The sequence below is a fragment of the Variovorax sp. P1_G12 genome (assembly GCF_056405555.1).
Genome location: NZ_JBFUBW010000006.1, coordinates 33,426 through 60,056, shown reverse-complemented (window position 1 = coordinate 60,056; position 26,631 = coordinate 33,426). Strand labels below are relative to the sequence as shown.

24 protein-coding genes and 1 pseudogene are annotated in these 26,631 nt (G+C 67.0%); 22 read left to right on the top strand and 3 right to left on the bottom strand.

Annotation, left to right across the window (positions count from 1 at the left end):
- Positions 1–226: 226 nt before the first annotated feature.
- The 19 genes from AC1D2O_RS08640 (at position 227) to AC1D2O_RS08550 (ending at position 20,933) form a co-directional block, all read left to right on the top strand.
- The gene (locus tag AC1D2O_RS08640) at positions 227–1,870 is read left to right on the top strand and encodes a 3-(methylthio)propionyl-CoA ligase (protein ID WP_478156723.1); all 1,644 of its coding nucleotides are present in this window, start codon (positions 227–229) and stop codon (positions 1,868–1,870) included.
- A gap of 165 nt (positions 1,871–2,035) precedes the next feature.
- Entirely contained in the window at positions 2,036–3,274 is a 1,239-nt protein-coding gene (locus AC1D2O_RS08635; RefSeq protein WP_478156721.1) for a branched-chain amino acid ABC transporter substrate-binding protein, read from the top strand.
- 72 nt (positions 3,275–3,346) lie between these two features.
- Positions 3,347–4,300: a branched-chain amino acid ABC transporter permease gene (locus AC1D2O_RS08630; RefSeq protein ID WP_478156720.1), complete on the top strand. Its 954-nt coding sequence runs from the start codon at positions 3,347–3,349 to the stop codon at positions 4,298–4,300.
- 1 nt (position 4,301) lies between these two features.
- A complete protein-coding gene (locus AC1D2O_RS08625; RefSeq protein WP_478092060.1) occupies positions 4,302–5,615 on the top strand; it encodes a branched-chain amino acid ABC transporter permease in 1,314 nt (437 codons plus the stop codon).
- A gap of 82 nt (positions 5,616–5,697) precedes the next feature.
- Positions 5,698–6,468 (top strand): ABC transporter ATP-binding protein, encoded by a 771-nt coding sequence (locus tag AC1D2O_RS08620; RefSeq protein ID WP_478092062.1) that lies wholly within the window; start codon positions 5,698–5,700, stop codon positions 6,466–6,468.
- A 1-nt stretch (position 6,469) separates the two neighbouring features.
- Positions 6,470–7,165 carry an ABC transporter ATP-binding protein gene (locus AC1D2O_RS08615; protein WP_478092063.1) on the top strand — a complete coding sequence of 232 codons (696 nt, stop codon included), beginning with the start codon at positions 6,470–6,472 and terminating at the stop codon, positions 7,163–7,165.
- Positions 7,166–7,345: 180 nt separating this feature from the next.
- Entirely contained in the window at positions 7,346–9,451 is a 2,106-nt protein-coding gene (locus AC1D2O_RS08610) for a 3-hydroxyacyl-CoA dehydrogenase NAD-binding domain-containing protein (protein WP_478156718.1), read from the top strand.
- A 20-nt stretch (positions 9,452–9,471) separates the two neighbouring features.
- A complete protein-coding gene (locus AC1D2O_RS08605) occupies positions 9,472–10,941 on the top strand; it encodes a M20 family peptidase (protein ID WP_478156716.1) in 1,470 nt (489 codons plus the stop codon).
- A gap of 31 nt (positions 10,942–10,972) precedes the next feature.
- On the top strand, positions 10,973–12,148 hold the full coding sequence (locus tag AC1D2O_RS08600; RefSeq protein ID WP_478094817.1) for an acetyl-CoA C-acyltransferase: 1,176 nt from the start codon (positions 10,973–10,975) through the stop codon (positions 12,146–12,148).
- A gap of 17 nt (positions 12,149–12,165) precedes the next feature.
- Complete coding sequence (locus tag AC1D2O_RS08595) at positions 12,166–12,639, top strand: PaaI family thioesterase (RefSeq protein ID WP_478094815.1); 474 nt, start codon at positions 12,166–12,168, stop codon at positions 12,637–12,639.
- 22 nt (positions 12,640–12,661) lie between these two features.
- Positions 12,662–14,494 carry an acyl-CoA dehydrogenase gene (locus tag AC1D2O_RS08590; protein ID WP_478086453.1) on the top strand — a complete coding sequence of 611 codons (1,833 nt, stop codon included), beginning with the start codon at positions 12,662–12,664 and terminating at the stop codon, positions 14,492–14,494.
- Positions 14,494–14,715: a hypothetical protein gene (locus tag AC1D2O_RS08585; RefSeq protein ID WP_478086449.1), complete on the top strand. Its 222-nt coding sequence runs from the start codon at positions 14,494–14,496 to the stop codon at positions 14,713–14,715. Before AC1D2O_RS08590 ends, AC1D2O_RS08585 begins: the two co-directional genes overlap by 1 nt.
- Positions 14,712–14,996, top strand: coding sequence for a Dabb family protein (locus AC1D2O_RS08580; protein WP_478086447.1), 285 nt, complete (start codon positions 14,712–14,714; stop codon positions 14,994–14,996). The genes AC1D2O_RS08585 and AC1D2O_RS08580 overlap by 4 nt, the downstream gene beginning before the upstream one ends.
- Positions 14,997–15,012: 16 nt before the next feature.
- Entirely contained in the window at positions 15,013–15,807 is a 795-nt protein-coding gene (locus tag AC1D2O_RS08575; RefSeq protein ID WP_478086446.1) for an SDR family oxidoreductase, read from the top strand.
- A gap of 1 nt (position 15,808) precedes the next feature.
- Entirely contained in the window at positions 15,809–16,270 is a 462-nt protein-coding gene (locus AC1D2O_RS08570; protein ID WP_478086444.1) for a PaaI family thioesterase, read from the top strand.
- A gap of 23 nt (positions 16,271–16,293) precedes the next feature.
- Positions 16,294–17,310 (top strand): NADP-dependent oxidoreductase, encoded by a 1,017-nt coding sequence (locus tag AC1D2O_RS08565; protein WP_478086443.1) that lies wholly within the window; start codon positions 16,294–16,296, stop codon positions 17,308–17,310.
- A gap of 19 nt (positions 17,311–17,329) precedes the next feature.
- Positions 17,330–18,970, top strand: a complete 1,641-nt coding sequence (locus AC1D2O_RS08560; RefSeq protein WP_478086442.1) for an isovaleryl-CoA dehydrogenase — start codon at positions 17,330–17,332, stop codon at positions 18,968–18,970.
- A 25-nt stretch (positions 18,971–18,995) separates the two neighbouring features.
- Complete coding sequence (locus AC1D2O_RS08555) at positions 18,996–19,934, top strand: glutathione S-transferase family protein (protein ID WP_478156714.1); 939 nt, start codon at positions 18,996–18,998, stop codon at positions 19,932–19,934.
- A gap of 93 nt (positions 19,935–20,027) precedes the next feature.
- Positions 20,028–20,933: an SDR family oxidoreductase gene (locus tag AC1D2O_RS08550; protein ID WP_478086439.1), complete on the top strand. Its 906-nt coding sequence runs from the start codon at positions 20,028–20,030 to the stop codon at positions 20,931–20,933.
- A 21-nt stretch (positions 20,934–20,954) separates the two neighbouring features.
- Here AC1D2O_RS08550 and AC1D2O_RS08545 read toward each other — a convergent pair whose 3' ends face one another.
- Positions 20,955–22,778: an SLC13 family permease gene (locus AC1D2O_RS08545; RefSeq protein WP_478086438.1), complete on the bottom strand. Its 1,824-nt coding sequence runs from the start codon at positions 22,776–22,778 to the stop codon at positions 20,955–20,957.
- A 138-nt stretch (positions 22,779–22,916) separates the two neighbouring features.
- Here AC1D2O_RS08545 and AC1D2O_RS08540 point away from each other — a divergent pair, with 138 nt between their 5' ends.
- Positions 22,917–23,276, top strand: a complete 360-nt coding sequence (locus AC1D2O_RS08540; RefSeq protein WP_478086437.1) for a DUF1428 domain-containing protein — start codon at positions 22,917–22,919, stop codon at positions 23,274–23,276.
- Positions 23,277–23,315: 39 nt separating this feature from the next.
- Here the strand turns inward: AC1D2O_RS08540 and AC1D2O_RS08535 are convergent, their stop codons facing one another.
- Positions 23,316–24,356, bottom strand: a complete 1,041-nt coding sequence (locus tag AC1D2O_RS08535) for an aldo/keto reductase (RefSeq protein WP_478086435.1) — start codon at positions 24,354–24,356, stop codon at positions 23,316–23,318.
- A gap of 40 nt (positions 24,357–24,396) precedes the next feature.
- Positions 24,397–24,603 (bottom strand): annotated as a pseudogene (locus AC1D2O_RS08530) (MFS transporter); the annotation flags it as partial.
- A 160-nt stretch (positions 24,604–24,763) separates the two neighbouring features.
- On the opposite strand from AC1D2O_RS08530, the gene AC1D2O_RS08525 reads away from it, so the two are divergent.
- Both AC1D2O_RS08525 and AC1D2O_RS08520 read left to right on the top strand, forming a co-directional pair.
- Positions 24,764–25,684: a LysR substrate-binding domain-containing protein gene (locus tag AC1D2O_RS08525; RefSeq protein ID WP_478086434.1), complete on the top strand. Its 921-nt coding sequence runs from the start codon at positions 24,764–24,766 to the stop codon at positions 25,682–25,684.
- Between the two features lie 151 nt (positions 25,685–25,835).
- Positions 25,836–26,600, top strand: a complete 765-nt coding sequence (locus AC1D2O_RS08520) for a carbonic anhydrase (RefSeq protein ID WP_478086433.1) — start codon at positions 25,836–25,838, stop codon at positions 26,598–26,600.
- Positions 26,601–26,631: the final 31 nt, after the last annotated feature.

Below are 26,631 nucleotides of genomic sequence, written 5' to 3'. Positions count from 1 at the left end.
GGGGACAGCGTCTCGAGGGCTGCGTCCAGCAGCAGCTTTCGCGATCGCTCCCTTCGGGTGCTCCTGGTGCGCTTGCGTTCGGGAGCAGAATCCGCCGCGGTCACGCGAGTGCTTTTGGCTTTCTGGGCGGCGCAGTGCGGGTTTCTGTCATTGTGCGCGGGGCCGAAGATTGCGTGAATCGTCGTTGTCCGCAAAATTATTGAAGTCCATTTGAAGGAGCCTGTAGATGCTGGGTTTGATGCAAGACCAACCGCTTTTGATTTCGTCGCTGATCGAATTCGTGGAGCGCCACCATGGCGACGCCGAAATCGTCTCGCGCCGGGTCGAGGGGGATCTCCATCGCACGACGTGGGGACGGATCGCGGCGCGGTCGCGACAGGTCGCCAATGCGCTGGACGACGAGAAGCTGCAGTTCAGCGACCGCGTGGCGACACTGGCCTGGAACGGCTATCGCCACCTGGAGCTGTACTACGGCGTCAGCGGCAGCGGGCGTGTGCTGCACACGATCAATCCGCGCCTGCACCCGGACCAGGTCGCCTGGATCGCCAACCATGCCGAAGACCAGATCCTGTGCTTCGACCTCTCGTTCCTGCCGCTGGTGCAGGCGGTCCACGCCAAGTGCACCACGATCCGAAAATGGATTGCACTGTGCGATGCCGACAAGCTGCCGGCGGATAGCGGCGTGCCCAACCTGGTGAGCTACGAGACCTGGATGGGACAGCGCTCCGAGGTGTACCCATGGCCGAGCTTCGACGAGAACTCGGCCTCCAGCATGTGCTACACGAGCGGCACCACGGGCAACCCCAAGGCCGCGCTCTACAGCCACCGCTCGACGCTGCTGCACGCCTATGCCGCGGCCTTGCCGGACGTCATGTGCATCTCGGCGCGCGACTCGGTGCTGCCGGTGGTGCCGATGTTCCACGTCAACGCCTGGGGTATTCCGTATTCGGCCGCGCTGGTCGGCGCCAAGCTGGTGTTTCCGGGGCCGGCGCTCGACGGCAAATCGGTCTACGAGCTGATCGAAGCCGAGAAGGTCACTTTTGCCGCCGGCGTGCCCACCGTCTGGCAGATGCTGTTGGGGCACCTGCAGGCCAACGGCCTGAAGTTCTCGACCCTGAAGCGCACCGTGATCGGCGGCTCGGCCTGCCCGCCGGCCATGATCGACGCCTTCCAGCAGCACTACGGCGTGGACGTCCTGCATGCCTGGGGCATGACCGAGATGTCGCCGCTGGGCACCTTGTGCACCCTCAAGAACAAGCACCTCGTGCAGACGCCCGAGGAGCAGACCGCGATCCGCATGAAGCAGGGCCGCGCGATCTTCGGCGTCGACATGAAGATCGTCGACGGCAACGGCGAGGAGCTGCCCTGGGACGGCAAGGCCCCTGGCGACCTGCTGGTCAAGGGGCCATGGGTGGTCAAGGAGTACTTCAAGGCCGAGGGCGGTGACCCTCTGGTTCCCGATGCGCAGGGCCGCGGCTGGTTCCCGACCGGCGACGTTGCCACCATCGATGCCGACGGCTTCCTGCAGATCACCGACCGCAGCAAGGACGTGATCAAGTCGGGCGGCGAATGGATCAGCTCGATCGACATCGAGAACATCGCGGTCGCGCATCCGGCGATCGCGATGGCGGCCTGCATCGGCGTCGCCCATCCCAAGTGGGACGAGCGCCCGATCGTGGCGGTGGTGAAGAAACCCGGCGCCGAGGTCACGCGCGACGAGCTGCTCGCCTTCTACCAGGGCAAGACGGCCAAGTGGCAGATCCCGGACGACGTGGTGTTCGTGGAAGCGATTCCGATCGGCGCCACCGGCAAGATCCTCAAGACCCGATTGCGCGAACAACTGCGCGACTACAAGCTGCCGGGGGTCTGAAACGAGAAGATCCTACCGCTGAGTAGCAACATCCGAAGGCGCGCTGTCGCATGGGTGATAAAAACCGCCCCGGCAGCGTCTTCCTTACGGGCATTCCCTGACGGGCAGGTCCCCAAAGACTTGTAATCTCGTCCCGCCTTGACCGCTTGACCTAGGAGACACAGATTGAAATTCGCTCTGAAAATCGCCACCGCCGCCATCCTCGCGGCCACTGCCACCGGCGCCTTTGCCCAGAAGGGAGAGACCGTCAAGATCGCGTGGCTCGACCCGCTGTCGGGCCTGATGGCCGCCGTCGGCACGAACCAGCTCAAGACCTTCCAGTTCCTGACCGAGGAGTTCAACAAGAAGAACGCGGCCGGGGTCAAGTTCGAGATCATCGGCATCGACAACAAGCTGAGCCCGCAGGAAACCACCAGCGCCCTGCGCTCGGCCATGGACCAGGGCGCACGCTACGTGGTGCAGGGCAACGGCTCCGGCCCGGCGCTCGCCATCATCGACGCGCTCGAGAAGAACAACGCCCGCAACCCGGGCAAGGAAGTGCTCTACCTGAACTACGCGGCGGTCGATCCCGACCTGACCAACAGCAAGTGCAGCTACTGGCACTTCCGGCTTGACGCCGACACCTCCATGAAGATGGAAGCGCTGACCACCTACATGAAGGATCAGGCGGACGTCAAGAAGGTCTACCTGCTCAACCAGAACTACTCGCATGGCGTGCAGGTGGCCAAGTACGCCAAGGAAAACCTGGCGCGCAAGCGGCCCGACGTGCAGATCGTCGGCGAAGACCTGCACCCGCTGGCGCAGGTGCGCGACTTCTCGCCCTACATCGCCAAGATCAAGGCCTCGGGCGCCGACACCGTGATCACCGGCAACTGGGGCTCCGACCTCGCGCTGCTGATCAAGGCGGCCAACGATGCCGGCCTCAACAACGTCAAGTTCTATACCTACTACGGCACGGTCAGCGGCACGCCGACCGCCATGGGCGCGGCCTCGGCGGGCAAGGTCTACATGGTCGGCTACGGCCACTACAACATGGGCGGCGAGATCGAGCGGTTGAGCAAGGAGTTCAACAAGAAGTTCAAGGAAGACCTCTACACCTCGGCGGCCTACACCTCGCTGCAGATGCTGGTCGACGGCTTCGTCAAGGCCAAGTCGACCGAGCCGCTCAAGGTCGCGGCGGCGCTGGAAGGCATGCGCTTCAAGAGCTTCAACGGCGACGTCGAGATGCGCAAGGCCGACCACCAGCTGCAGCAGGGCCTGTATGTATCAAAGTGGGAAAAGGCGGGCGGAAAGTTCCCGATCGACTCCGAGTCGACCGGATACACCTTTGTTCCGGTTAAATACTACGAGCCCTACGTCGCCAGCACGCCCACCACCTGCGAGATGAAGCGGCCGAGCCCTTGACCTTCCGCTGACCGGTCGAGGCCCGACTTCAACACTCGGGCCTTTTTCTTTTCTACGTGACCCCGAGGACCGATGAACGTCGAATTTTTCGTCATCTCGCTGCTCAACGGCGTGAGCTACGGCTTGCTGTTGTTCATGCTGAGCTCTGGCCTTACGCTGATTTTCAGCATGATGGGTGTGCTCAACTTCGCGCACACCAGTTTCTACATGCTGGGGGCCTACGTGGCCTACACGCTGTCCGGCATCATCGGCTTCTGGCCGGCGTTGTTCATCGCGCCGCTGCTGGTGGGCGCTTTAGGTGCCGGCTTCGAGCGCTACAGCCTGAGGCGGGTCCACAAGTTCGGCCACGTGCCCGAACTGCTGGTGACCTTCGGCCTGTCGTTCCTGATCCTCGAGCTGGTCCAGCTGGTCTGGGGGCGCTCCACGGTGCCCTATGGCCTTCCGACGCAACTGCAGGGGCCGCTCTTCACGCTGTTCGGCACCCAGTTCCCGAAGTCGCGCTCCTTCATCATGCTGGTGGCGCTGCTGATGCTGCTGTCGGTGTGGCTGCTGCTGACGCGCACGCGCATCGGCCTCGTGATCCAGGCCGCGCTCAAGCATCCCGAGATGGTCGAGGCGCTCGGCCACAACGTGCCCCGGGTCTTCATGCTGGTGTTCGGCGGTGGTGCCGCGCTGGCCGGCCTGGCCGGCGTGGTGGGCGGCAACACCTATGTGACCGAGCCGGCCATGGCGGCCTCGGTGGGCTCGATCATCTTCGTGGTGGTGGTGGTCGGCGGGCTGGGCTCGCTGGCGGGCGCCTTCCTGGCGTCGCTGCTGATCGGCATCATCCAGACCTTCGCGGTGGCGATGGACCAGTCGATGGCCACCGGCCTGCAGGCGCTCGGCGTCGCGGTGAACGATGGCACCTTCGGCTATCCGCTGCTCAAGCTCACGATCTCGCAGGTGGCGCCGATCCTTCCCTATCTCTTTCTTGTGCTCATCCTGATCTTCAGGCCCAAGGGCCTGCTCGGCACGCGGGAGGATTGACATGAGTGCAACGCCAAGCATGACCACGCAGTACTACCGCTTCAAGCCCCTGAACCTCGGGCGCTTTTTCATCTGGTCGCTGTTCGCGATCGTCCTGATCGTCGCGCCGATGGTCTTCAAGACCAGCCTGGCGCTCACGATGCTCTCGCAGATGGGCTACCTCATCATCATCTGCCTGAGCTACAACATCCTGCTCGGGCAGGGCGGCATGCTGAGCTTCGGGCATGCGGTCTACGTCGGGCTCGGCTCCTTCATCGCGATCCACGCGATGAACCTGGCGGGCAAGGGCGGCTGGCCGATCCCGCTGGTGCTGATCCCGCTGGTGGGCGGCCTGGCCGGCATGTTCTTCGCGATCGTGCTGGGCTTCGTGACGACCAAGAAGTCCGGCACCACCTTCGCGATGATCACGCTCGGCATCGGCGAGCTGGTGGCCTCGATGGCGCTGATGTTCCCGGGCTTCTTCGGCGGCGAGGGCGGCATCACGACCGACCGCGTCTACGGCAAGCCCTTCTTCGGCATCAGCTTCGGGCCCCAGATCCAGGTCTACTACCTGATCGCGGTGTACTGCTTCATCTGCACCGCGCTGATGTATGCCTTCACGGGCACGCCGCTCGGGCGCATGCTGAACGCGGTGCGCGACAACCCGGAGCGGGTCGAGTTCATCGGCTACAACACGCAGCGGGTGCGCTACTTCGCCTTCATCGTCGCCGGCTTCTTCGCCGGCATCGGCGGCGGCCTGGCGGCGATCAACTTCGAGATCGTCAATGCGGCCGACAGCCTCAACGCCCTGCGCTCGGGCAGCTACCTGCTGTTCACCTTCCTGGGCGGGGCGATCTTCTTCTTCGGGCCGATCATCGGCGCGGTGCTGCTGGTGTTCGCCGCGGTGCTGCTGTCGGAGCTCTCCAAGGCCTGGCAGCTCTACTTCGGGCTGGTCTTCGTCTTCATGGTGATGTTCGCGCCGGGCGGCATCGCCAGCCTGGTGATGATGAACCTGCGGGTGGCGAAGTTCGGCAAGTTCAAGCAATTCTGGCCGCTCTACGGCGGCTTGCTGGTGGCGATCGTCCCGGTGGTGATCGGCGCCGCCGCGCTCATCGAGATGATCTATCACATCCAGCTCAACTCGGCCCTGGGGCCGAACCTGCCGTTCATGGGCGTCTCGCTCGACACTTCGGGCGTCGCCAGCTGGTTCGGCGCGGCGCTGATCATGGTCGCGGGCCTGGCCGTGCTCGAGTTCGTGCGGCTGCGCTTCGTGCGGGCGTGGGGTACCGCGCAAGAGCAGATCGAGGCCGAGATCAAGCGGAGGGAGACGGCATGAGCGCAGCGCAGAACCGCTTCAAGCAAGCTCGCGCCCCCTTGGGGGGCAGCGAGGACACGGCAGTGCCGAGCGTGGGGGCCCTATGACCCACGCACTCGAACTCAAAGCCTTGCGCAAGAATTTCGGCAAGACCGAGATCATCCGCGGCGTCGATCTCGCGGTCGAGGCCGGCGAGCGGATCGCGATCATCGGGCCGAACGGCGCCGGCAAGTCGACGCTGTTCAACCTGATCAGCGGGCGGCTCGCGCCCAGCAGCGGCGAGGTGCTGCTGAACGGCCAGCGCATCGACGGCAAGAAGCCCTTCGAGATCAACCGGCTGGGCCTGTCGCGCAGCTTCCAGATCACCAACATCTTCCCGAAGCTCAGCGTCTTCGAGAACCTGCGCTGCGGCGTGCTGTGGAGCCTGGGCTATCGCTACAGCTTCCTGCGCTTCCTGTCGAATCTCCACGACGCCAACGAGCGCACCGAGGAACTGATCCACCAGGTCGGGCTGGACCGCAAGCGCGACGTGCACGCGGTGAACCTGACCTACGCCGAGCAGCGTGCGCTGGAGATCGGCGTCACCATCGCCGGCGGCGCCGGCGTGATCCTGCTCGACGAGCCGACGGCCGGCATGAGCAAGACCGAGACCTCGCACTTCATCTCGCTGATCAAGCAGGTCACGGTCGGCAAGACCCTGCTCACGGTGGAGCACGACATGGGCGTGGTGTTCGGCCTGGCCGACAAGATCGCCGTGGTGGTCTACGGCGAGGTGATCGCCTTTGACACGCCGGCGGCGGTGCGCGCCAATGCGCGCGTGCAGGAAGCCTACCTGGGGTCGTCCGTCGCCGATGCGCAGGGCGGAGGACACTGAAATGTTGAAGCTACAAGACATCCACGCCTATTACGGCAAGAGCCATGTGTTGCATGGTGTTTCGTTCGACGTCGGCCCCGGCGAGATCGTCGCGCTGCTGGGCCGCAACGGCTCGGGCCGCTCGACCACGGCCAAGGCCATCATGGGCCTGGTGCACGCCGAGGGCACGCTGCGCTGGAAGGAACAGGACATCCTGCGCCGCAAGGCCTACGAGATCGCGCATTTCGGCATAGGCTACGTGCCCGAGAACCGCGACATCTTCCCCAAGCTGACGGTGCACCAGAACCTGCTGCTGGGGCAGAAGGGCAACGGCCGCGGCAGCCGCTGGCAGTTCGACGACATGTACGGCATGTTCCCGCGGCTCAAGGAACGCCAGCACACCGAGGCCGGCGTGCTCTCGGGCGGCGAGCAGCAGATGCTGACCTTGTGCCGCACGCTGATGGGCGACCCCGACCTGATCATCATCGACGAGCCGACCGAGGGACTGGCGCCGAAGATCGTCGAGCTGGTCGGGCAGTACCTGCGCACGCTCAAGGACAAGGGCATCTCGGTGCTGCTGATCGAGCAGAAGCTGACGATCGCGATGCAGATTTCCGATCGCGCGCTGGTGATGGGCCATGGCAGCATCGTGTTCGACGGCACGCCCGACAGCCTGCGTGCGGATGCCTCTACCCGGAAAGAGTGGCTGGAGGTCTGATCGCCTCAGGCTGCCTTGTCCCGGCAGCGACTTGGCCCGGTTGCCCGGTCGCTCGAAACGCCTAGAATTCGATAAAAAAAGAACGTCCGTGCTTTTTATGAACGGGGCAGCGGCGCATGATTTGCGCCATGCCCTCGGACCCGAATTTTTCGATCCTCTCCCATCCCAAAGGAACGCAGCATGACGGCTGAATACAAAGTGCTCGGCGACGTCGCCGTGATCACCCTGACCAATCCCCCGGTCAATGGCCTCGGTTTCTCGACGCGCATCGGCATCACCGACGGGCTCTCCAAGGCCATCGACGACCCGGCCGTCAAGTCGATCGTCATCACGGGCGCGGGCAAGGCCTTCTCCGGCGGCGCCGACATCAAGGAGTTCGGCACGCCCAAGGCGCTGCAGGAGCCCAATCTGCTGAGCGTCATCCTCGCGCTCGAGGCATCGACCAAGCCGATCGTGGCGGCGATCCACTCCGTCTGCATGGGCGGCGGCCTCGAACTGGCCCTGGGCTGCCACTATCGCGTGGCGGCGCCCGGCACCAGCATCGCGCTGCCCGAAGTCAAGCTGGGCCTGCTGCCCGGCGCCGGCGGCACGCAGCGCCTGCCGCGCGTGCTGGGCGTCGAGACCGCGCTCAACATGATCGTCAGCGGCGAGGCCGTGAAGAGCGAGATCCTCGCCTCGCTGCCGGGCCAGAAGCTGTTCGACAAGCTCGCGGCGTCGCCCGAGTCGGTGTTCGACGAAGCGGTGGAGTTCGCCAAGTCGGTGGCCGGCAAGACCGGCGATGCATTGCCGCTGGTGCGCAACCTGCCGTGCAAGCATCCGCAGGGCGACGCCTACTTCCAGTTCGCCAGGAACATGGTCGGCGGCATGTCGAAGAACTACCCGGCGCCGCTCAAGTGCGTCGATGCGGTCCAAGCCGCGACCAAGATGAAGTTCGCCGACGGCATGGCCGAGGAGCGGCGTCTCTTCACCGCGCTGATGTTCACACCCGAATCGGCGGCGCTGCGCCACCTGTTCATGGCCGAGCGCGCGGCTTCGCGCATTCCCGACGTCGCCGACGACACGCCCCAGCGCGCCATCAAGGCGGTCGGCGTGATCGGTGCCGGCACCATGGGTGGCGGCATCTCGATGAACTTCCTGAACGCGGGCATCCCGGTCAAGATCCTCGAGATGAAGCAGGAGGCGCTCGACCGCGGCGTTGCGACCATCAAGAAGAACTACGAGGCGCAGGTCAAGAAGGGCAAGCTCAAGCAGGACAAGTACGAGCAGCGCATGGCGCTCCTGAGCACCACGCTGAGCTATGACGAGCTGAAGGACGCCGACCTGATCATCGAGGCCGTGTTCGAAGAACTCGGCGTCAAGGAGGCGGTCTTCAAGGAACTCGATCGCGTCGCCAAGCCCGGTGCGATCCTGGCTTCCAACACCTCCACGCTGGACGTCGACAAGATCGCTGCATTCACTAAGCGTCCGCAGGACGTGGTCGGGATGCACTTCTTCAGTCCGGCCAACGTGATGAAGCTGCTCGAGGTGGTGCGCGGCAAGCAGACCGCCAAGGACGTGCTCGCCACCGTGATGTCGACGGCCAAGAAGATCAAGAAGACCGCGGTGGTCTCGGGCGTCTGCGACGGCTTCATCGGCAACCGCATGATCGAGCAGTACTCGCGCCAGGCGGGCTTCCTGCTCGACGAGGGCGCGACGCCGCAGCAAGTGGACAAGGCGATCGAGAAGTTCGGCTTCGCGATGGGCCCGTTCCGCATGGGCGACCTGGCCGGCAACGACATCGGCTGGGCGATCCGCAAGCGCCGTGCGACCGAAGTCGCCGACATGAAGTACAGCCGCACGGCCGACAAGCTGTGCGAACTGGGCCGCTTCGGCCAGAAGACCGGGGCAGGGTGGTACGACTACCAGGCCGGCAAGCGCGACGCGATTCCGTCGGAGCTGGTCAACAAGATGATCGAGGACCATCGCAGGGAACTGGGCATCACGCCGCGCAAGATCTCCGACGAGGAAATCGTGCAGCGCCTGGTGTATGCGCTGGTCAACGAAGGCGCCCACATCCTGGAGGACGGCATTGCCTCCAAGTCGGGCGACATCGACATGGTCTACCTCACGGGCTACGGCTTCCCGATCTGGCGCGGCGGCCCGATGCACTACGCGTCGCAGGTCGGCCTCTACAACGTGGCCGAGGCCATGAAGCGCTTCGCGAAGAATCCGCGCGATGACGCGAGCTTCTGGCAACCGGCGCCGCTGATCCAGAAGCTGGTGGCCGAAGGCAAGAGCTTCAGCTGAAGCAGGAACGAGACCGCCCTATGGTGAAACGCGTCTTCCTGGCGCTGCTGCTGGTGCTGGTGGCACTGGCGGCGGCTGTGGCGGTCAATACCTGGCGCACGCCGTCGCGGCAACTCGCCGTGGCGCCGGCGCCCAAGCTGGCGGTCGATGTGCAGGCAGCCGCCAAGCGGCTGGCCGGCGCGATTGCGTTCCGGACGGTGTCCAGCCTCGACGACCCGTCGGGCAACGCGGCCGAGTTCGACAAGCTGCATGCCTACCTGGCCGAGCAGTTCCCCAAGGTCCACGCCACCCTCAAGAAGGAAGTGGTGGGCGACAAGGCCTTGCTCTATACCTGGGTCGGCTCCGACCCCACGGCCAAGCCGATTGCGCTGATGGCGCACCAGGACATGGTCCCGATCGCGCCGGGCACCGAGAAAGCCTGGTCGGTCGATCCCTTCAGCGGTGCCATCCAGGACGGCTTCGTCTGGGGTCGCGGCACGCTCGACAACAAGGGCAATCTGTTCGCGCAGATGGAAGCCATCGAACTGCTGATCTCGCAGGGATTCAAGCCGACGCAGACCATCTACCTGGTGATGGGCGATGACGAGGAGGTCAGCGGCCTGCGCGGCGCGCTGCCGATCGCCGAACTGCTCAAGTCGCGCGGCGTGCGCCTGGACTGGGTGCTCGACGAAGGGCTGCTGGTGCTCGATGGCGTGCTGCCCGGCCTGTCGAAGCCGGCGGCGCTGATCGGCCTGGCCGAAAAGGGCTATGGCACCTTCTTCCTGAGCCTGGATACCGCGCCCGGCCACTCGTCGATGCCGCCGCAGCACAGCGCCATCGGCCGCATGAGCGCGGCACTGGCCCGGCTCGAGGCGACCCAGATGCCGGGCGGCATCAAGGGCGTGGCGGGGCAGATGTTCGAAACGCTGGCGCCCGAGATGAGCGGCTTCAACCGTGTGGCGCTGACCAACCTGTGGCTGACCGCGCCGCTGGTGAAGGGCCAGCTCGAAAAGAGCCCGAGCAGCAACGCCATGCTGCGCACCACCACCGCGCTGACGATCGTACGGGCCGGCAACAAGGACAACGTGCTGCCGGGCCGGGCCGAGGCGGCGGTCAACTTCCGCATCCTGCCGGGCGACAGCATCGACAGCGTCGAGAAGCACTTGAAGAGCGCACTCGGCGACGACGCGATCCAGGTCAAGCGCTACCCGGGCAACTCGGAACCTTCACCGGTGTCGCCGACCGACAGCACCGGCTACCGCTCGATCGAACAGGCGGTTCGGCAGAGCTTCCCGGATGCCGTGGTGGCGCCCGGCCTCATGACCGCAGCCACCGATTCGCGCCATTTCAGCCTGGTGAGCGATTCGGTCTATCGCTTCTCGCCGTTCCGCGCAAAGGCCGAAGACCTGCCGCGCTTCCACGGCACCAACGAGCGCCTGTCGATCTCGAACTACGGCGAGATGATCCAGTTCTATCAGCAGCTGCTGCGCAACACGGCACAGCCCCAGTAACCGCCATTCCTCTTTCTCAAAGGACTCCATCATGACCCGCGCCGTCATCGTCTCCACCGCCCGCACGCCGCTCGCCAAGAGCTGGAAGGGTGCCTTCAACATGACGCACGGCGCCACGCTCGGCGGCCACGCGGTGCAGCATGCCGTGCAGCGCGCCGGCATCGATCCGGCCTCGGTCGACGACGTGATCATGGGCTGCGCGACGCCCGAAGGCGCCACCGGCTCGAACATCGCGCGCCAGATCGCGCTGCGCGCCGGCCTGCCGATCACGACCTCGGGCATGACCATCAACCGCTTCTGCTCGTCGGGCCTGCAGACCATCGCCACCGCCGCCCAGCGCATCATCGCCGGCGAGGGCGAGGTCTATGTGGCTGGCGGCGTCGAGAGCATCTCCTGCGTGCAGAACGAGGCCAACAAGCACATGCTGGCCGACCCCTGGCTGGTCAAGCACAAGCCCGAGATCTACTGGAACATGCTGCAGACCGCGGAGCAGGTCGCCAAGCGCTACAACATCGGCCGCGACGCGATGGACGAGTACGGCGCCGCCAGCCAGCAGAGGGCCACGGCCGCGCTCGAAGCCGGCCGCTTCAAGGACGAGATCGCGCCGATCACCGTGCTGGCCGGTGTGGCCGACGCGGTGCTGGGCCTGCGCACCAAGGAAGTCACGATCGAGAACGACGAAGGTATCCGCGCCGGCACCACCAAGGAAGGCATCAGCGGCATCCGTCCGGCGATTCCCGGCGGCCTGATCTCGGCCGGCAATGCCAGCCAGTTCTCCGATGGCGGCGGCGCCTGCGTGCTGGTCGACGAGAAGTACGCCGAGCAGAAGGGCCTGAAGCCCCTGGGCCGCTTCCTCGGCTTCGCGGTCGCGGGCTGCGAGCCCGACGAAATGGGCATCGGTCCGGTGTTCGCGATCCCGAAGGTGCTGAACCGCCTGGGCCTGAAGGTCAGCGACATCGACCTGTGGGAACTCAACGAAGCCTTCGCGGTGCAGGTGATCTACTGCCGCGACAAGCTGGGCATTCCGGGCGACCGGCTCAACGTCGACGGCGGCGCGATCGCGGTCGGCCACCCCTACGGCGTGAGCGGCCAGCGCCTCACGGGCCATGCCTTGATCGAAGGCAAGCGCCGCGGCGCCAAGAAGGTGGTCGTGACGATGTGCATCGGCGGCGGCATGGGCGCCGCCGGCGTGTTCGAAATCCTCTGACGCGCGAGCCCCAGGCCATGGCCGCGCCCGCGCAGCAGGCCACTCCCGAGCAGTTCCTGGCCATGGGCCGGGAGGTGCTCGCGACCCAGCCCTTCAGCGTGCTGGTCGGAGCCGAGATGCATGCGCTGCGGCCGGGCTTCATCGACCTGCAACTGCCGATCACCGACAAGCTGAAGCAGCAGCATGGCTTCGCCCATGGCGGCGCGGTCAGCTACCTGGCCGACAACGCGCTGACCTTTGCCGGCGGCACCGCGATGCAGGTGCCGGTGGTCACGGCCGAGTTCAAGATCAACTACCTCCGTCCGGCCATCGGCGAGCGCCTGATCGCGCGCGCCCGGGCCGTGCACGTCGGCCGTACCCAGGCGGTCTGTACCTGCGAAGTCTTTGCGGTCAAGGGCGGCGAGGAAAAGCTCTGCGCGCTGGCCCAGGGCACCATTGCAGCTCAGCCGTCGGCGCCGGATGCCCAGGCCGCACCGAGTTCCAATCCATAGACACAGCCCAGCGTTCCCATCCATGAGCCTTCGTCCCACCCTCGACTTCCTTCTCTACGACTGGCTGCAGGCCGAGTCGCTCAGCGGGCGCGAGCGTTTCGCCGACCACTCGCGCGAGACCTTCGATGCCGTGCTGGACACCTGCGAGCGCATCGCGCGCGAAAAGTACGCGCCGAACAACCGCATCGTCGACACCCAGGAGCCGCATTTCGACGGCGAGCGGGTGATCCTGCCGCAGGCGACGCACGATGCGCACAGGGCCTTCGTCGATTCCGGCATGCTGAGCGCGGCGCAGGACTACGACATCGGCGGGATGCAGCTGCCCTACACCCTGTCGGCGGCGGCCAACAGCTTCTTCGCCATGGCGTCGGTCAGCATCGGCGCCAACATGCTCACCAGCGGCAACGCCAACCTGCTCATGGTGCACGGCACCGAGATGCAGAAGGACGTGTTCGCCAAGAACGAATTCGCGGGACGCTGGTCGGGCACCATGTGCCTGTCGGAACCGCAGGCCGGCTCCAGCCTCAGCGATGTCGCGACCCGTGCCGTGCCCGACGGTGCAGATTTCCAGGACGATCCGCTTGGCCCACGCTTTCGCCTCACCGGCAACAAGATGTGGATCTCGGCCGGCGACCACGAGCTGACCGAGAACATCGTGCACATCGTGCTGGCCAAGATCCCGGACGAGAACGGCAAGCTGATTCCGGGCACGCGCGGCATCTCGCTGTTCATCGTCCCGAAGAAGATGGTCGATACCCAGGGGCAACTGACCGGCGAACGCAACGACGTCGCGCTGGCCGGCCTGAACCACAAGCTGGGTTGGCGAGGCACCACCAACACGCTGCTCAATTTCGGCGAGGGCAAGTTTCCGGTCGGCGGCAAGGCCGGTGCCGTGGGCTACCTGGTCGGCCAGCCCGGCCAGGGATTGTTCTGCATGTTCCACATGATGAACGAGGCCCGCATCGGCGTCGGCACCGCCGCGGCCATGCTCGGCATGGCCGGCTATCACGCCTCGCTCGAATATGCGAAGACGCGCCCGCAGGGTCGGCCGGCGGGCCCCGCCGGCAAGGACTCGGCCAAGCCGCAGGTGCGGATCATCGAACACGCCGACGTGCGCCGCATGCTGCTCGCGCAGAAAGCGTACTGCGAGGGCGCGCTGGCGCTGGAGCTCTATTGCGCGCGGCTGGTCGACGAGCAGAAGACCGGTGAGGCGCAGGCTGCCGACGACGCCCGGCTGCTGCTCGAGGTGCTGACCCCGATCGCCAAGAGCTGGCCCAGCGAGTGGTGCCTGGAAGCCAACTCGCTCGCGATCCAGATCCACGGCGGCTACGGCTACACGCGCGACTTCCCGGTGGAGCAGTATTGGCGCGACAACCGCCTCAACATGATTCACGAGGGCACGCACGGCATCCAGGCGGCCGACCTGCTCGGGCGCAAGGTGCTGATGGAGGAGGGCCGCGGCCTGCAGCTGCTGGCCGGACGCATCGCCGACACGCTCGGGCGCGCCGCCCTGGTGCCGGCGCTGGCGGCCCATGCCGAGGCGCTCGGCGAAGCGCTGCAGCGCATCGGCTCGGCGACCAAGAAGGCCTGGGCCACCGGCGATCCGCAGGAGGCGCTGGCCAACGCCGTGCCCTACATGCAGGCCTTCGGCCATGTGGTGCTGGCCTGGATCTGGCTTGATGTCGCCCTGCGCGCGCTGGAGCGCGATGCTGCCAAGGCGTCGCCGGCCACGGTCGGCCGCATCGGCGCCACCGACTTCTTCTTCCACTACGAATTGCCGAAAATCGATGCCTGGCTCAACGTGGTCGAGAGCCGGGACCCGACCTGCGCCGCGCTGCCCGAGGAGGCGTTCTGATGGCCGAGCCGAAACCTCCGAAGCCCCATGCGACGCTCGAGAAGTGGATCTGGATCCTGATCTACGGCGGCCTCTTTGCCGTGATCCTCGGCATCTCGACCGGCCGCACCGAAGAGGCGCTGGGCTGGGCCATGGCCGTGCCTGGCGCGGTGCTGGTGGCGGTCGGCGTGGTGCTCATCTACGTTCGTTCCCGACTCAAGGACAGCAAGGACTCGCCATGATCAAGCACATCGTGATGTGGAAGCTCAAGAACCCCGGCGACGCCGCCGCCTTCAAGGCCAGGCTCGACACCTGCCAGGGCCTGGTGCCGGGCATGCGGCAGTTCGAGGTGGCCGTGCGCACGCCGGGCCTCGAAGCGAACTGCGACGTGGTGCTGTGCTCGGCCTTCGACGACGAGGCGGCGCTCAAGGCCTACCTGGAGCATCCGACGCACGTCGAGGTGTCGGGCTTCCTCGGCAGCCTGCGCGAGGCGCGCAGCGTGCTCGACTACCAAACACCCTGAATTCCCCGGAGACCCCATGACTGCAAGAAGCGTCCAAGAACTTTTCAACCTCAGCGGCAAGACCGCGCTGATCACCGGCGGCTCGCGCGGCCTCGGGCTGCAGATGGCCCATGCGCTCGGCGAGGCCGGCGCCAGGATCATGCTGAGCTCGCGCAAGGCCGACGACCTCGAGCAGGCCACCGCCGAGCTGCAGGCGGCCGGCATCGACGCGCGCTGGATCGCCGCCGATTGCGCGAAGGAAGAGGACACCCGCCGCCTGGCCGACGAGACGCTCGAGCGCATGGGCGCGATCGACATCCTGGTCAACAACGCCGGCGCCAGCTGGGGCGCCCCGGCCGAGGACCATCCGGTCGCGGCCTGGGACAAGGTGATGAACCTCAACGTGCGCGGCTACTTCATCCTGGCGCAGCAGGTCGCCCGTGCCTACATGATCCCGAAGAAGGCCGGACGGATCATCAACATCGCGTCGATCGCGGGCCTGAACGGCAATCCGCCCGAGATGCAGACCCTGGCCTACAACACCTCGAAGAGCGCGGTGATCGGCTTCACCCACACGCTGGCGGCCGAATGGGGCAAGTACAACATCAACGTCAACGCGATCTGCCCGGGTTTCTTCATGACCAAACTGGCGGCCGGCCTGATCCACTCGATCGGCGAGGAGAAGATGGCCTCGCACGCGCCGCTGGGCCGGCTCGGCGACGACGAGGACCTGAAGGGCATCACGCTGCTGTACGCGAGCGACGCCGGCAAGCACATCACAGGTCAGTGGCTGGCGATCGACGGCGGCGTGAGCGTCGTTCTTGGCGCCTGAAATGACTGATTTCGACGACAGCATCAACCTTCGCTCCTACACGGACCGCATCCCGTTCGCGCGCCATCTCGGGTTCGAGATCACGAAATTCGAGGGCGGCGAATCCGAGCTGCGCTACACCGCGAAGCCCGAGCACCTGAACACCTTCGACGTGACGCACGGCGGCGCCGTCATGACGATGCTCGACATCGCGATGGCCGCCGCCGCGCGCAGCGAGACGCCGGAGATCGGCGTCGTCACGATCGAGATGAAGACCACCTTCATGGCGCCTTCGGTTGGCCCGCTGATCGCGCGCGGCAGCCTGCTGCACCGCACCGCGACGATGGGCTTCACCGAGGCGAAGATCTTCGACGCCCAGGAACGCGTCTGCGCCCACGCCACCGGGACCTTCAAGTACGTGAAGCGCCGCCTGCCCACGGGGCCGGCCAGCGCCAACGCGATGCGCCCGCCTTCGACCGATTGACCCCTTTTTCCCTGGAGACCTCCATGCCCACCAACCGACAACAGATCCTTGACAACCGCCCCGAGGGCGAAGCCGTCGCCAGCAATTTCAAGCTCGTGACCACCGAGACGCCGGCCCTGAAGGACAACCAGGTGCTGGTGCGCCACCACTTCATGAGCCTCGATCCCTACATGCGCGGCCGCATGAACGACGCCAAGAGCTACGCGCAGCCTCAGCCCCTGGGCCAGGTGATGCAGGGTGGCACCGTCGGCGAGGTGGTCGAGAGCAAGCATCCCAAGTACGCCGTGGGCGACAAGGTGGTCGGCTTCGGCGGCTGGCAGGAATACAGCGTGGTCGATGCCTCGCAGCCCGGCGCCTTGAAGAAGGTCGACACCACGCACGTGCCGTTGTCGCACTACCTGGGCGCGGTCGGCATGCCCGGCGTCACCGCCTGGTATGGCCTGGTGAAGATCATCAATCCGAACGCCGGCGAGACGGTGGTGATCACCGCGGCCAGCGGTGCGGTCGGCAGCGCCTTCGGCGCGCTGGCCAAGGCGCGCGGCTGCCGGGTGGTCGGCATCGCCGGCGGCCCGGACAAGTGCAAGTACGTGGTCGACGAACTGGGCTTCGATGCCTGCATCGACTACCGCCAGCATCCCGACGTCAAGAGCATGAGCGCGGCGCTCAAGGAAGCCTGCCCGAAGGGCATCGACGGCTACTTCGAGAACGTCGGCGGCTACATCTTCGACGCGGTGCTGCTGCGCACCAACGCCTTCGCGCGCATCGCGCTGTGCGGCATGATCGCGGGCTACGACGGCCAGCCGCTGCCGCTCGCCAACCCGGCGCTGTTCCTGGTCAACCGGCTCAAGCTCGAGGGATTCATCGTCAGCGAGCACATGGAGGTCTGGCCCGAGGCGCTGGCCGAACTCGGCGCCCTGGTCGCCAGTGGAAAGCTCCGGCCGCGCGAGTCGATCGCCCAGGGCATCGAATCGGCGCCCGAGGCCTTTCTAGGCCTGCTGAAGGGCAAGAACTTCGGCAAGCAACTCGTCAAGCTCATCTGACCCCTCCAGGGAGGCTGGCATGGACACCACGCACGAGGTCTTCAACCAGCCGGCGCCGCTCGCCGGCTACAACCTGTTCGAAACCAACCGGCCGCTGCGCGATGCGCTCAAGCACAACGCGCCGCAGTTGCAGCTGGCGCCGCTCGAACACCTGGGCGCCGAGATCGGCACGGTCGAGATGCAGACCCATGCGCGGCTCGCCAACACGCACACGCCGGTGCTGCACACCCACGACCGCTTCGGTCGCCGCATCGACGAGGTGGAATTCCACCCGAGCTATCACGCGCTGATGGCGGCGGCCGTCGGCGCCGGCCTGCACGGAACGCCCTGGGCCGGCGAATCGCAGTCGCCCCATGTGCAGCGCGCGGCCGGCTTCATGCTGTTCACCGAGCTCGAGCCTTCCATGCTGTGCCCGATCTCGATGAGCTATGCGGTGACGCCCGCGCTGCGCGGCAATGCGGCCGTGTACGCCGACTGGGCCCCGAAGCTTTCGAGCCGCTGGTACGACCCGGCGCTCAAGCCCTGGCGCGACAAGCCCGGCGTGACCATGGGCATGGGCATGACCGAGAAGCAGGGCGGCTCCGATGTCCGCGCCAACACGTCTCGCGCAGTCCGTGCGGGAAGCGACGGCTGGGGCGAGCGCTACGAGATCACGGGCCACAAGTGGTTCTTCTCGGCGCCGATGTGCGATGCCTTCCTGATCCTCGCGCAGGCACCCGCCGGGCTCTCGTGCTTCTTCCTGCCGCGCGTGCTGCCCGACGGCAGCCGCAACGAAATCCGCATCCAGCGCCTGAAAGACAAGCTCGGCAACAAGGCCAACGCCAGTTCCGAGGTCGAGTTCCACGGCGCCAGCGCCTGGCTGGTCGGGGAGGAAGGGCGCGGCGTTCCGCAGATCCTCGAGATGGGCACCATGACCCGGCTCGACTGCGCCCTCGGCACCAGCGGCCTCATGCGGCAGGCACTGAGCCTGGCGCTGAACCACACGGCGCAGCGGCAGGCCTTCGGCAAGCCACTGATCGCGCAGCCGCTCATGAAGAACGTGCTGGCCGACCTGGCCCTGGAAAGCGAAGCCGCGACCGCGCTGGCGATCCGCCTGGCACGCGCCTTCGATCGCCCCGAGGACGAACACGAGCGCCTGATGGCCCGCCTGCTGACGCCGGTGGCCAAGTTCTGGATCTGCAAGCGGGGCAGCCATTTCGCGCAGGAAGCGATGGAATGCCTGGGCGGCAACGGCTACGTGGAAGAGGGCGGCGAGGGCGTGATGGCGCGGGTGTACCGCGAGATGCCGCTCAACTCGATCTGGGAAGGCGCCGGCAACATCATGGCGCTCGACCTGCTGCGCGGCCTGCGCAAGGGCGACGCGGTCGCTGCGCTGGCCCGCGAGTTGGCGCCGGCGCGCGGCAGCGACGCCGCGCTCGACCGCCTGGCCGACGCGCTGCCCGCGCGCATCGAGGCGATGGCGACCGAAACCGAGGCGCGCCGGCTGGCACAGGACGTGGCGCTCGCGGTACAGGCAGCCCTGCTGGTGCAGACCGCGCCGGCGGCCGTCGTCGGCGGCTTCTGCGCCTCGCGCCTGGGCGGCGACTGGGGCCACGCCTTCGGCACGCTCGGCGCCGGCGTCGACCTCGATGCGATCATTTCCCGTGCCCGGCCCCAGTGACCGCACTCTTCGGAAAAAGGACCCCATGGCAGACCTGATCCTCCACCACTACGCGACCTCCCCGTTCTCGGAAAAGCTGCGGCTGATCCTCGGCTACAAGCAGCTGGCCTGGAAGTCGGTGATCATTCCGCAGATCGCGCCCAAGCCCGAACTGGTCGCGCTCACCGGCGGCTACCGGCGCACGCCGGTGCTGCAGATCGGTGCCGACATCTATTGCGACACGGCGCTGATCTGCGACGTGCTCGAGCATCTGGCGCCGCTGCCGTCGATCTACCCGGAGCCGGGCAAGGGGCTGTCGCGCCTGGTCGCGCAGTGGGCCGACAGCACGTTGTTCTGGGCCGCGATGGCCTACAACTTCAGCCCCAAGGGCGCGGCCGACATCTTCGGCAAGGCGCCGCCGGAGCTGGCCAAGGCCTTCACCGACGACCGCCGCGCGATGAGCACAAGCATGGTGCGGCTGCGTCCGGCCGATGCCGCGGCGGCATACAAGTCCTATCTGCGGCGCCTGTCGGACATGCTCGATGACACCGACTACCTGCTCGGTGCCTTCCCGACGGTGGCCGACTTCGCCTGCTACCACCCGCTGTGGTTCACGCGCAAGCGCACGCCTTCGATGGCGGGTATCCTGCAACTGACGCCGGCGGTGGGCGACTGGATGGACCGGATGTCGGCCATCGGCCACGGCACGATGGAGACATTCGATGCCCAGCGCGCCATCGAAGCGGCGGCGGCCTCGACGCCGCACACGCTGCTGTCGGACAGTACCTTCCAGGACGAGCACGGGATCGCCCTGGGCTCGCGCGTCACGATCACGGCCGAGAGCTTCGGCCTCGAGGCCACCGAGGGCGAGCTCATCGTCGCCAGCCGCACGCACTACACGCTGCGCCGCAGCGACCCGCGTGCGGGCACCGTGCATGTGCACTTCCCGCGCATCGGCTTCGTGCTCAAGGCAGTTGAAGGCTGAGGCGCCCGGGCACCTTGGCGACTGCGCTGGCGGACATTCCGTATTTCAATAGCGCCTCACCGCCAATCACAAGAGACGAAAGGACACGCGCAAATGATTCAGGACTTCAAGGGCACGACGGCCGTACTCACCGGTGCCGGTTCCGGCTTCGGCCTCGAATGCGCGCGCATCGGCGCGGCGCGCGGCATGAACCTCGTGCTGGTCGACGTGCAGCAGGATGCGCTGGACAAGGCGCAGGCCGAGATGGAGGCCGCCGGTGCGCAGGTGCTGGCACGCAAGGTCGACGTCGCCAATGCGGCGCAGATGGATGAACTCGCCCGCGCGGTGCAGCAGCGCTTCGGCGCACCGCACTTCGTTTTCAACAACGCCGGCGTCGGCGCCGGCGGCCTGGTGTGGGAGAACAGCGTCGCCGACTGGGAATGGGTGCTCGGGGTCGACCTGATGGGCGTGGTGCACGGCGTGCGACTGTTCACGCCGATGATGCTCGAGGCCGCTGCCAAGGACCCGGCGTACCGCGGCCACATCGTCAACACCGCCAGCATGGCGGGCCTGCTGACGCCGCCCAACATGGGCATCTACAACGCGGCCAAGGCGGCCGTCGTGAGCCTCACCGAAACGCTCTACCAGGACCTGAAGCTGGTCACCGACCAGGTCGGCGCCAGCCTGCTGTGCCCGTACTTCGTGCCCACCGGCATCACGCAGAGCGAACGCAACCGGCCCGGCGCGCTGGCGGGCGGCGAACTCACCAAGAGCCAGCTGATCGGCCAGGCGATGAGCAACAAGGCGGTGAGCAGCGGCAAGGTCAGCGCCGCCCAGGTCGCGCAGATGGTGTTCGACGCCATCACCGCCAACCAGTTCTACATCTTCAGCCACCCCAAGGCGCTGGGCAACGTGAAAAGCCGGATGGAGCACATCGTGTCGATCACCAACCCGGCCGACCCGTTCCTCGAGCGCCCCGAGATCGGCGCCAACCTGCGCGCCCAACTGCGCGCGGGCTGAGCGCGCCGCTGCCGCCGTCGATCAGGGCGGCAGCAGCCAGGGCACCAGCAGGACGCTCGCGATGCCCACCATGACCGCCAGCGGCAGCCCGACCTTGACGAAATCGCCGAAGCTGTAGTTGCCGGCCGTGCTGACCAGCGTGTTCACGGGCGAGGAGATCGGCGTGAGGAAGCCGGCCGACGCAGCCAGGGCCACCATCATCGCGAACGGGTAAGGCGATGCGCCGAGGTGCTTGGCCAGTGCCAGCGCCACCGGCGCCATCAGCACCGCGGTGGCCGTGTTCGACACCACCAGGCCGATCCCCGCGGTCAGGATGAACAGGCTGGCCAGCACCGGCCGGATGCCGAAGTTGCCCACCAGCGCGAGCAGGCCGTCGGCGGCGAGGTCGATCCCGCCGGTGCGCTGCAGCGCCAGCGAGAAGGGCAGCATGCCCACGATCAGGATCAGGCTGCGCCAGTGGATCGCGCGATAGGCCGTGTCCAGGTCGACGCAGCGGAACAATCCCATCAGCAGGCAGCCGACGATGGCGGCCTGGACGTTGGGTATGACGCCCCACAGCATCAACCCGATCACGAGCAGCAGGCAGAACACCGCGTGGGGCGCGCGCCGCGGCACCGGGATCAGGGTCCGGCCTTCCAGCGGCAGGCTCAGACCCACCAGGTCGTGGCCGTCGGACTGCAGCGCCCGGATGGCCTGCCACGGGCCCACCAGCAGCAGCGTGTCGCCGACCTTGAGCCGCGCATTCTCGAGGCCGTGCTCGTGGGTGACCCGGCCGCGGCGCAAGCCCACGATCGTGAGGTCGTGCTGGGCCAGCAGGCGCGACTCGTCGCCGGTGGTGCCGACCAGCGTGGAATCGACCGGGATGATCGCCTCGGCCATGCCGACGTCGCGCGATTGGTCCGTGAAGTAGGCGCCGGAGATCGGCAGCATGTGGAGCGCGTACCGCTCGCACAGGCGCGGCACGTCGAAGTCCCTGGACTCGACGTCCAGCAGCAGGATGTCGCCGGCCCGGATCTCGGTGTCGGCGGATGCGCGCAGAACCTCTCGCCGCAGCGTGTGCTGGCGCTCCAGGGCGATCACGCGGGCATCGGAGGCATCGTTCAACCCCAGCCCATCCAGGCTGCGGCCCACCAGCGGCGAGCGCGGCTCCACGCTGAGCCGGAAGGCGCGGTCGTGCAGCTTGTACTGCTCCACCCAGTCGTTCAGGCTGGGCCGTCCGCCGCCCGCCGCGGTGCTCTCGCTGGGCAGCCGGCGCCGCGCCACCAGCATGTAGGCGATGCCGAGGATCAGCACCGGCACGCCGATCGGCGTGAAGGCGAAGAAGCCGAAGCCTTCCGCGCCGTGGCGCATGAGTTCGCCGTTGACGATCAGGTTCGGCGTGGTCGCGACCAGCGTCATCATCCCGCTGATCAGGCCCGCCACGCTCACGGGCATGAGCAGCTGGCTGGCTGCGATGCCGGTCTGCTGCGCGATGCGCATCACGATGGGGATGAAGATGGCGACCACCGCGGTGGAACTCATGAACGAGCCCATCAGGCCGACCGCCAGCATCAGCAGCACGAGCAGGCGGGTTTCGCTGCTGCCGCCGCGCGCCACCAGCCAGTCGCCGACGTTCTGGGCGACACCGGTGCGCACCAGCCCTTCGCCCAGCACGAACAGGGCGGCGACCAGCACGATGTTCGGGTCGGAGAAGCCGGCCAGCGCTTCGTTCATGTCGATGACCCCGGTGACGGGCAGCAGCACGATCATGATCAGCGCCACCGCGTCGAGCCGTGGCCGGCCCGAGACGAACATGGTGATCGCGACGCCCAGCAGCACGAGGACCTGGATCAGTTCAGACGACATGGGAAGAGTCCGCAGGAAGAACAGGCTGGATTCTGCGGGATTGCCCGTGCGCCGCGTCGGGGCTTGGGGCGGGCGGCAGGATTGCATATACTGAACCACTCGGTTCTGTGTATGTTCGATCACACCAAGGAGACCTGCATGGCCTACGTCGATGGATACGTTGTTCCCGTTCCGAAGGACAAGATCGAGGCGTACCGCCAGTTGGCGGCCCGCGCCGGTGCCGTCTGGCGCGAGCATGGCGCCCTCGAGTACCGCGAATGGATCGCCGAGGACGTCAGGGCTGGCGAGCACACCTCGTTTCCGCAGAGCGTCCAGTTGAAGGACGACGAGACGGTGGTGTTCTCGTGGATCGTCTTCGAATCGCGCGACCACCGCGACAAGGTCAACGCCAAGGCGATGAGCGACCCGCGCCTGGCCGACATGATGGATCCGTCCAAGATGCCCTTCGATGGCAAGCGGATGTTCTGGGGTGGCTTCGAGCCGCTGGTTGAGGCCTGAGAGTCCGTCGCCGGGCGGCGGCGCGGAGCGTGGGGGCGGTCAGCGCGGCTGGACGGCCACCGGGCTGCGTTCCGCGAACTGCCCGTTCCAGTAGGGGTAGTAAGGGTAGGGCGGCGTCACCGCACTCGCGGCGTCGAGCCGCGCGATCTGCTCGGTCGTGAGCTTCCAGCCGAGCGCGCCGAGGTTCTGCTTGAGCTGCGCCTCGTCGCGCGCACCGATCAGCACCGATGACACGGTGGGCCGCTGAAGCAGCCAGTTGAGCGCGATCTGCGGCAGCGACTTGCCGGTCTCCTCGGCCACCTGGTCCATCGCATCGACCACGCGGTAGAGCCGCTCGTCCTCCACCGGCGGCGCGAAGCCGGCCGTTTCGTGGAGGCGGCTGCCGGCCGGCAACGGCTGGCCACGCCGGATCTTGCCGGTCAGCCGACCCCAGCCCAGCGGGCTCCAGACGATGGCGCCGACGCCCTGGTCGAGCCCGAGCGGCATCAGCTCCCACTCGTAGTCGCGGCCGACCAGAGAGTAGTAGGTCTGGTTCGCCACGTAGCGCGACAGGCCCAGTCGGTCGGAGGCAGCCAGCGACTTCATCAGCTGCCAGCCCGAGAAGTTGGAGGCGCCGATGTAGCGCACTTTGCCCGCGCGAACCAGGTCGTCGAGCGTGCGCAGCACTTGGTCGACCGGCGTCATGGCGTCGAAGGCATGGAGCTGCAGCAGGTCGATGGTGTCGCTGCCCAGGCGCCGGAGCGCCGCGTCGACGCCCTGGACCAGGTGATGGCGCGAGGAGCCGACGTCGTTGGGCCCGTTGCCCGCGCGCAGCGACAGCTTGGTCGACAGGATGACCTTGTCGCGCCGACCCTTGATCGCCGCGCCGAGGATGGATTCGGAGGCGCCGCTCGAATAGACGTCGGCGCTGTCGAACAGATTGACGCCGGCGTCGAGGCAGATGTCGACGATGCGGCGCGCGGCCGCGACGTCGGTGTTGCCCCAGGCGCTGAAGAGCGGGCCCTCGCCGCCGAAGGTGCCGGCGCCGAAGCCGAGGGCCGGCACCTTGAAGCCGGAGTTGCCGAGATAGCGTTGTTCCATGGTGGATCCTTGTGGTCGAGATGGATGGAGGTGAGGCGATTCACGCGCAGGCGGTTGCGGCCGCTGCCGGGAGGCGTCGATCGAGCGAACGGCTCCAGAGCGCGATCGCGAGCCCGACCAGCGTCAGCAGCGCGGCCACCCAGCCGAGTGCCTGGAGGCCCGGTCCGCGTTCGATCGTCGCGCCGCCCACCCAGGCGCCCAGCGCGTTGCCGAGGTTGAAGGCCGCGATGTTGAGACTGGATGCGAGGGTCGCGCGCCAGCCGAAGTGCAACCCGAGCCAGGCGCCGGCCGGCGTGAGGGCGAGGAGGGCGAGGAGGGCGATGGGCATGATGTCCGAGACTGTGCCGGTTGCGTGCTCATATGAATAGAATGCTTGTCCGACACGATCCTGTGAATTTAATTCACAAATGCCACGCTCCGAGATCAACCGCTCCGGCGAGATGGAAGCCTTCGTCCAGGTGGTCGAGCGCGGCAGCTTCTCGGCCGGCGCCCGGGCCTTGGGGCTGACGCCCTCGGCGGTCAGCAAGCTGATCGGGCGGCTGGAGGCGCGGCTCGCGACCCAGCTCGTGCACCGTTCCACGCGCAAGCTGCAGCTCACGGCCGAAGGGCGGCAGTTCTACGAGCGCAGCGTGCGCGTGCTGGCCGACATGGACGAGGCCGAGCGCTGCGCCGCCGCAGGTGCGGCACCGAGCGGGCGCGTGAGCATCAATGCCAGCGTCCCTTTCGGCCAGCACGTGCTGATCCCGCTGGTGCCGCGCTTTCTCGAACTGCATCCTCAGATCACGCTCAACATCGTGCTCACCGATCGCGTGGTCGACCTGATGGAAGAGCGCGCCGACGTTGCCATTCGCTGGGGCGAACTGCCGCCGTCCGACCTCATCGCGCGCCGGCTCGGCGCCACCGGGCAGGCCATCCTCGGGTCGCCGGGCTATTTCGCGCGCCACGGCACGCCAAGCACGCCGCAGGAACTCGAAGCGCACAACCGCCTCGGTTTCACCTATAGGCGCAGCGTGCCGGACTGGCCGCTGTCGGTCGACGGGCGCGTGATCGACATGCCCATCACCGGCAACGTGCGAGCCGGCGATGGCGAGGCCCTGCGGGCCTTGGTGCTGGCGGGCGTCGGCCTGGGGCGGCTGTCGCTCTATCACGTGCAGGCCGACATCGACGCCGGCCGGCTGGTGCCAGTGCTGGAGGCGTTCAATCCGCGCGACATCGCGCCGATCCATGCGCTCTACCTCGGCAGGCCCGGTCGGTTGCCGGCGCGGGTGCGCGCGCTGCTCGATTTCCTGGTGGCCCATGTCAGGGAGGACGGGCGGCCCCGGCCTTAGACAGGCCAGTGCCGAACGATTGCCGGAGTTCTCCCCGGCGGACTCGGGAAACTTCGGGTGAATTTCTTCGCGACGAGCGCTCGCACTTGCTTGAAAATCCGACCACGCCCCGTTTCCAGCGGCGGTCCTTTACCCTCCACTTCGTCGCCCCATGGTCCGTTTCCGCCGCCCCGCCATCACGGGCCTGTTCGTTGTCAGCCTCTGCACCGCCGCCACGGCGGTCGAGCACGCGCATTGGTCCTATGCCGGCAAGACCGGGCCGTCCCAATGGGCTGCTCTGGCGCCGGACAACACGCTGTGCAAGGCCGGTCGGCAGCAGTCGCCGATCGACCTGCATGCCGCCCAGGCCCGTGCGCTCGCGCAGCACGATGCCGCGATCCACTACGGCAAGGTCGCGGGCCATCTGCTCAACAACGGCCACACGCTCCAGTTCGACGTGGCCGGCGAATCCGGGAACGCGGTCGTCTTCCAGGGCCGCGAACATCGCCTGGACCAGTTCCACTTCCATGCGCCCAGCGAGCACCGCCTCGACGCCAAGGCATTCCCGATGGAACTGCATCTGGTCAACCGGAATGCCGAGGGCGGGATCGTCGTGGTCGGCGTGCTCATCAAGGCCGGCAAGAAGAACGAGGCGCTGGCGCCGATCTTCGTGCAGCCGCCGAAGGCCGGCGCCGCCGGGCGTGACCGGAAGCTCGATCTCGCCGCGCTGATGCCGGCCGACCACAGGGTGCTGCTGTACACCGGTTCCCTGACCACGCCGCCGTGCACCGAGCAGGTGCAGTGGGTCGTGCTGGAGCAGCCGATCGAGATGTCGCGCGCGCAGATCAGTGCCTTCCGTCGATTGTTCTCGGACAATCACCGTCCGGTGCAGCCGCTGAACGGGCGCGAGCCGGTGGAAGAGATCGCCGGCGAGTAGGGCGCCGCGGCCGTTCGGCTTGCCTGACAAT